The 5,349-nt window shown below is 50.9% G+C and carries 6 protein-coding genes and 2 pseudogenes; 5 read left to right on the top strand and 3 right to left on the bottom strand.

Features of this window, described 5'->3' with window-relative positions:
• Both ATJ93_RS23190 and ATJ93_RS23185 read right to left on the bottom strand, forming a co-directional pair.
• Positions 1-183: DUF7342 family protein (locus ATJ93_RS23190; RefSeq protein ID WP_449405105.1), on the bottom strand; the 183-nt coding region annotated here is incomplete at its 3' end.
• 188 nt (positions 184-371) lie between these two features.
• A complete protein-coding gene (locus ATJ93_RS23185) occupies positions 372-935 on the bottom strand; it encodes a hypothetical protein (RefSeq protein WP_120247020.1) in 564 nt (187 codons plus the stop codon).
• Positions 936-1,536: 601 nt separating this feature from the next.
• Here ATJ93_RS23185 and ATJ93_RS23390 point away from each other — a divergent pair.
• The 4 genes and pseudogenes from ATJ93_RS23390 (at position 1,537) to ATJ93_RS23170 (ending at position 3,955) form a co-directional block, all read left to right on the top strand.
• A complete protein-coding gene (locus ATJ93_RS23390) occupies positions 1,537-2,730 on the top strand; it encodes a hypothetical protein (protein WP_147376706.1) in 1,194 nt (397 codons plus the stop codon).
• A 389-nt stretch (positions 2,731-3,119) separates the two neighbouring features.
• A pseudogene (locus tag ATJ93_RS24280) lies at positions 3,120-3,442 on the top strand (hypothetical protein).
• Entirely contained in the window at positions 3,439-3,633 is a 195-nt protein-coding gene (locus ATJ93_RS23175) for a hypothetical protein (RefSeq protein ID WP_120247019.1), read from the top strand. The pseudogene ATJ93_RS24280 and the gene ATJ93_RS23175 overlap by 4 nt, the downstream one beginning before the upstream one ends.
• The gene (locus tag ATJ93_RS23170) at positions 3,626-3,955 is read left to right on the top strand and encodes a hypothetical protein (protein ID WP_120247018.1); all 330 of its coding nucleotides are present in this window, start codon (positions 3,626-3,628) and stop codon (positions 3,953-3,955) included. Before ATJ93_RS23175 ends, ATJ93_RS23170 begins: the two co-directional genes overlap by 8 nt.
• 88 nt (positions 3,956-4,043) lie before the next feature.
• Here the strand turns inward: ATJ93_RS23170 and ATJ93_RS23165 are convergent, their stop codons facing one another.
• Positions 4,044-4,457, bottom strand: coding sequence for a hypothetical protein (locus tag ATJ93_RS23165; RefSeq protein ID WP_245977826.1), 414 nt, complete (start codon positions 4,455-4,457; stop codon positions 4,044-4,046).
• Between the two features lie 639 nt (positions 4,458-5,096).
• On the opposite strand from ATJ93_RS23165, the pseudogene ATJ93_RS23160 reads away from it, so the two are divergent.
• A pseudogene (locus ATJ93_RS23160) lies at positions 5,097-5,349 on the top strand (IS6 family transposase); the annotation flags it as partial.

Here is a 5,349-nt window from a genome sequence, read left to right as displayed (position 1 = left end):
GTTCAAGTCGTACGCTTTCGTCCCATCAATCGTCGTTTCTCTGACCCAGTCGTCACTCTGCAGTCGCTGGAGTTCATCATCCGCTGTCGTGCGAGCGACATCTGCTCGGTCGGCAATCTCTTGGACTGGTGCTGGTTCGTCAAGTAACTCTACGACATGGCGGACGCGTTCACGTCCACTCATGCTGTCTGTCCACGATCGCTGATCTGAGTCACCCATTCGTACTCATTCTTGGATCCGCAATCTCAAATAATTTGGCTCGAGTCAATTATTCAAACCGCGATTTCCGGAGAATCATATCCTGCGATGAAGCGATTAGTTATGGTGACGTGGTATCGGAGCTAAGTGCAGCGTCAAAATCTTCGAGAGTTTCATCGTTGGAAGGTTCCATCTGGATCGGGAACGAGTCCAGTCCGAATCTCAAGGTCGACACGGCGTAGATGCTTACAGCCGCCGTCTGGCTGGCGCTGTTCGAAATCAGGGCAAGTGCATGTCTCCTCATCGACGTTGACCTTATACGTACTCTCGCTTTCGCTGACGGCCTTGTAGATCGGCCCCGGCTGAGCGAAGTGGACGTCGATTGCTTCGGTGAGGGCGCGGCGGGTTCGTGGCTCATCGATCGAGTAGCCGCCGGCCTCAAGTGGGGTCTGTGGCTGCGGTTCCTCACAAGGTGTCGTGAACTCGTTGCGATGGTTGCGTTCCTGGCCGCACTTCCTGCAGCGCCAGTAGCGGGTCCGATACTCGTAGCTGTCTGTAAGATCGATATCGTAGGGTGATGGCGCTTTCCCGGGGAGCCACTCGTCGATCGCGACGAGTTCGTGGCCGTTCAGTCGCGCCGTGTTGCCTGGATAGTTCTGGGAGCGGTCGTTCGTGAATTTGTCGTCAGTCGAACGCTCTCGATACGTCTCACTCTGAATCGGTCGGTCAGTACTCATCACTGATCTCGAGGCAGACGAACTCGCGCCTCACGCCTATTGGCGCACAAAAAACGATTTGCGGAGTCTACAGGCGGAGCAGGCCGAGCGCCTTAGGGCTTGACCCAAGGCTGTTCATTGAAAGTATGTACATTCAGAAGTTCAAAATAAGAAGTAAATTTGAGATTGGGATGAGGAAGAAAAATTATATAATTTCTATTGGCCATTATCGTAAAAAAGGCCTATCAATCCAAAAATACCTGCTATAATCATTATCCCAGGTAACTCCCCTTCCTGAATATGTATAAGGCCTCCAAAAATAGCGATCAAAATCGCGAACAGCAGTATTCTTTCACCAGTTAAGCTATCGATTGTTAACAGTTTTTGCATATGTGATTGAAGGGACTTGTTGGTATTATAATTACTGTATTGTAGCTGCTATAGATTTACTAAACAGTAGTATCGTTGGGAGGATAAATGAATGAAAGTAATTTGACAAGCTGGGTGTTGATGTAGAATGTTTGCACTCCCTAACCTATTTATTTTTCGTCTCAATCCATAGATTTAATTACTATAAGTTATAGAAAAGTATATTTTCTATTGGGAATTACTGTTAGTTGCAATGTCAAATAAAAAACCGAATAGAATGACACGAAGAACTGCGCTCCAAGCAATCAGTGGACTATCGGTTATTGGTATCGGATCCACCCAGGTTTTCGCGCAAACGGATGAAAATCAAGGAAATGCCAAACTAGTTTTGGGTGGGTTAGACCAAATTCAAGTTCAAACAGATACGCAAAACGGTTCGATTGATCTAGATACGAAGTCAGAAGCAATCAGTCGAGAGGATGCTGAAGAAATAAATAGAGAAGTGAAGTCGAATGTTTCCCAGAGATATGATCCTGGAGAACAATTTGTTGTTGGGATGCCTGAAGAGAAGGAAGGCCAGATTCTAGTCGCCTATGGACAACGGCGAGATCAGAACGGTGTCCCTATGACAGTTCTTGCGTATGCAAGAGAAAATAGCTCTCCTGATGAAATCGCAGAAGCACAGAACTTCGCCCAAAAACGGCTAAACCAGTTGGTGGAGTATGATGATATGCGTGAATTGCAGGCTGAAAAAATGTCTACTAGTACAGATGTGAGTATTCAAACAACCGATCCAGAAATTTCGCCCGGGGATGGATGGATTTCTCGAGGATCAGTTACACTCTATGATCAAGAGAAACCTCACTGCCGAGTCACAGGCGAGTCTTTCGCGTGGCGGCTTAAAGATGATATCGTTGATGAGGATAGTAAGGATCTCTGGTCAGTAGTGGGTACGTATCGTGGACTTCCAGGTACCCATCTTTGGCCAGATGAAATTCTCCCTCGTCGTCTTCAGAGTATGCGAATAGCACATAACTGGTCTAAAGGTCTTTATGATGTGAAGAGTCCAGGAATTTCGGCGACGGCGCCGTCTGGTAATAAATCTGGGTCAATTGATTCGATCAGCGTCGGAATCAGTTATGGCCCAGACGGAGCGGGAGGAGGCCTCACGTGGAATTATTCACAACCAGACACTAAGCGAACTGAACTAACCGATAATCCTGACTATCGTGACGCTGCTGCTTGGGATTATTCGAACAATATGGATGCCTCTGAATCTATAAATCAGTACAACGTTGGTAGTCGTGCTTGGATGGAGCCTGTTCCAGATTGTGATGATTCAAGCTTAGAGCATAATTTGATGACTACTTGGGTTGGTGGCGATGCAGGACCGGACAAATGGGAAGCTGAGGCAGAAGCGTCACTTATGATTGACGTCTGTCTCTGAGGTGACATAAGAGGTAAAATAATTTCTCCTCTCTCCCATAAATAGAACGGATATATTGAATTCGACCCATATATGGAGACTAAATCCAATATATCTGGTCAGATTTATCTAAACGTCTAATTGAGTATCCCCAATTTGGATCGCGATTTCCTAATTGTTTCTCCGAAGAGCGTATAGAGGTGTGCTGCGTCCTCGTCAGCCAATCAATACGCCCGAAGCTCGCTCTTCGGGATTACGATGCCACCCTACGTACGACCAACTTGTGTCAACTGATGGATCGGAATGACTACATTGTTAACTGGTTCTGAATCTGTTTAAACATTAGTCCCACTAGTATGAGACTATGATATTCCAGACTGCCATCTGCTTTCTCGAGTCCGTTCTCAGGTATGGGCCCTCCTGACCCACCCCAGAACGATAGGAAAGACATCGACGAGGTGTACCACGACCGAAATCTACTCGCGATCGGATTCGCGACGATCGCGAACGTCACGTAGCCAGGATCAGCTGGCTACTACTGGCACAATGACTGGACGGTTATCTGGGTCGAGACACCGGCCGGCCAGAAGTCGTGGCACGTCACGCCGACCTCGAGGATGTTCTCAATCGGTCACCGCTGACTGAAGTCGAACTGGAAAGCGGCTATGATGGCCACGATCGGCCGCTGAAAAACAGCCGTCTCGCCCGTTTTATCACAGGACAGTACCCATGAGTCGGGTCAGAACTGTCCACTCGAACGAGAACGGCGAGCAGGTCACCCGGCGCGTGGGCGTCCTCGAGGATGCGACCGGCGAGGAGTACCGCTACCCATTCCTCGTCACCGACGACGGCCTCGATTACAACGGCGACGGCGAACCGAGCGAGCGGGCGCTCGAGGTCCTCGACGAGGCGATCCATGACTGAGCGGTTCGAGTTCGGATCGAAGGAGGCAGCAGACGCCTTCCGCGAAGAACACGAGCAGCACCTTTGTACCGACGACAATCGCCGGCTCAAGACTGTGCCGCTCTCGTCGGACGCTCCCGAGCGAGCCCTCGAGGAGGCGACTGTCCATGCGGCTTCTGGTCACGCCGATCAAGACGCTCGAGGCGGCCAGGTCGAGCTGACCGTGCAGGAGAAAGAGCGGGTTGGCCCGTTCGAAGGCAGCAACAACTACCGGAAGGTGACGGCGGTCAAGGGCCTGATGACCGACGCCGGCGTCGACGAACACCGCGAGATCACCAAGTGACTCCTCAAATAGTTGTTAGTGAATACCCGAGATTTCCTGCACCCTCTCTGTTCTTCCTCTGCAGGAACTCGATCGCCGATACAGCTATTTACTTGGGACCGTGGCCGATGATGGTCACCGTATCAGTCCCTGACAATCCATGCTCACCAGTCTCAGATCGTTCCCATTCAAGTCTGCCTTCAGAAGTATCTCCGTCGAATCCAGTCTCTGCTGTTGGGAAGTGTAACAGGAGATCGTCTCGCCCGTCACCGTTTACGTCTTCAACATGACCGTCATGTTTCGGACGTGCACCACCACCCTCGGCGACAACATCGGGAGCACCAAACCGATACCTGACATCCTCACTTGTCGGGTCGAACTCGTCTGTCTGCAGGACAGCAACTGGAATCACGCCGTTGCTCTTCGGATTAATTGGATTCTTCTCACTTCCAGGCTTGATGTCGACTTCGATGCTAGCAGGGAAGTGCGCGGCGACGTGTCCGCCGAACGTCGCAATACCCATGGTAGATGCCGCGAGTGCAGTGCTCCCTCTCAAAAAGCTCCGACGTCTGAGCAACGAGTCGTCTGTACTTTCCGTCCTGGAGCGTGTGGAATTGTGGTCTGGTTGGGGCTTCATACAACATTTGGAATTTTACCAGACATACGAATATTTACTCTGGTCCATCTGACGAATAATATCCAAAAGGCTACAGCGCCAGTGAGCCAGTCCTGATTCGTACCGGAACATGCCCATAGACGTGGCGGTGGCGTTTATCGACGATCCCGTCTATCGGTCGGACGTTATCGACGCGGTCACATGGGCACGTCATCCTGGAATGATGACATCGCTGATCTAATTTCGGCGGCGGTATGCGAGGTCGATATCGACGAGTTCAGATAGCGTCTCGAGAGAGCCCAGCCTGACCGAAGACGAGCGTCGGTGATTACGACTTGCTCGAGGACCTACGACCGACCGCGAACAGTTATAGTCGGTGCCGGATATCGGCGAGCCGCTCCAGCAGGGGAGTATCGCCAGATACGATAGATATTGGTAAGTGTGAACAAGCTTCAATATTTGGCGCATCCAATCTCTATGTATGGAAGGCACCGTCTAGTTAGCGCAGTTTGAGAAGTGAGCAGGTCGTAGAGTTTGGTTGGAACTATGCTCGCAGACCTGCTCAGCGAGTGCTACGCGGCGGAATTTGATGAATCTTGGGAGCGTGAGCGGACGGCAACACCCGTCAGGGTGTTTGCCGTCCGTCTCCACGCGACCGGTTGTTCTCTCCGTGAGACACAAGCAATTCTTCGCTTGATTGGCGTAGAACGCTCTCATCAAGCAATCTGGAACTGGGTACATCGGCTGGCTGACAGCGTGCCAGACCCGCCGACGGCGCAGCCGTCGCGGGTCGCCATTG

The organism is Halopiger aswanensis, from assembly GCF_003610195.1.
Taxonomy (GTDB): Archaea; Halobacteriota; Halobacteria; order Halobacteriales; family Natrialbaceae; genus Halopiger; species Halopiger aswanensis.
Note: the sequence above shows the minus strand (reverse complement) of the source record. Positions and strands in the feature narration are given on the sequence as shown.

Coding starts and splice junctions, on each gene's coding strand:
- ATJ93_RS23175 (WP_120247019.1), top strand. CDS start 3,439: ATGAGTCGGGTCAGAACTGTCCACTCGAACGAGAACGGCGAGCAGGTC.
- ATJ93_RS23170 (WP_120247018.1), top strand. CDS start 3,626: ATGACTGAGCGGTTCGAGTTCGGATCGAAGGAGGCAGCAGACGCCTTC.
- ATJ93_RS23185 (WP_120247020.1), bottom strand. CDS start 935: ATGAGTACTGACCGACCGATTCAGAGTGAGACGTATCGAGAGCGTTCG.
- ATJ93_RS23390 (WP_147376706.1), top strand. CDS start 1,537: ATGTCAAATAAAAAACCGAATAGAATGACACGAAGAACTGCGCTCCAA.
- ATJ93_RS23165 (WP_245977826.1), bottom strand. CDS start 4,457: ATGGGTATTGCGACGTTCGGCGGACACGTCGCCGCGCACTTCCCTGCT.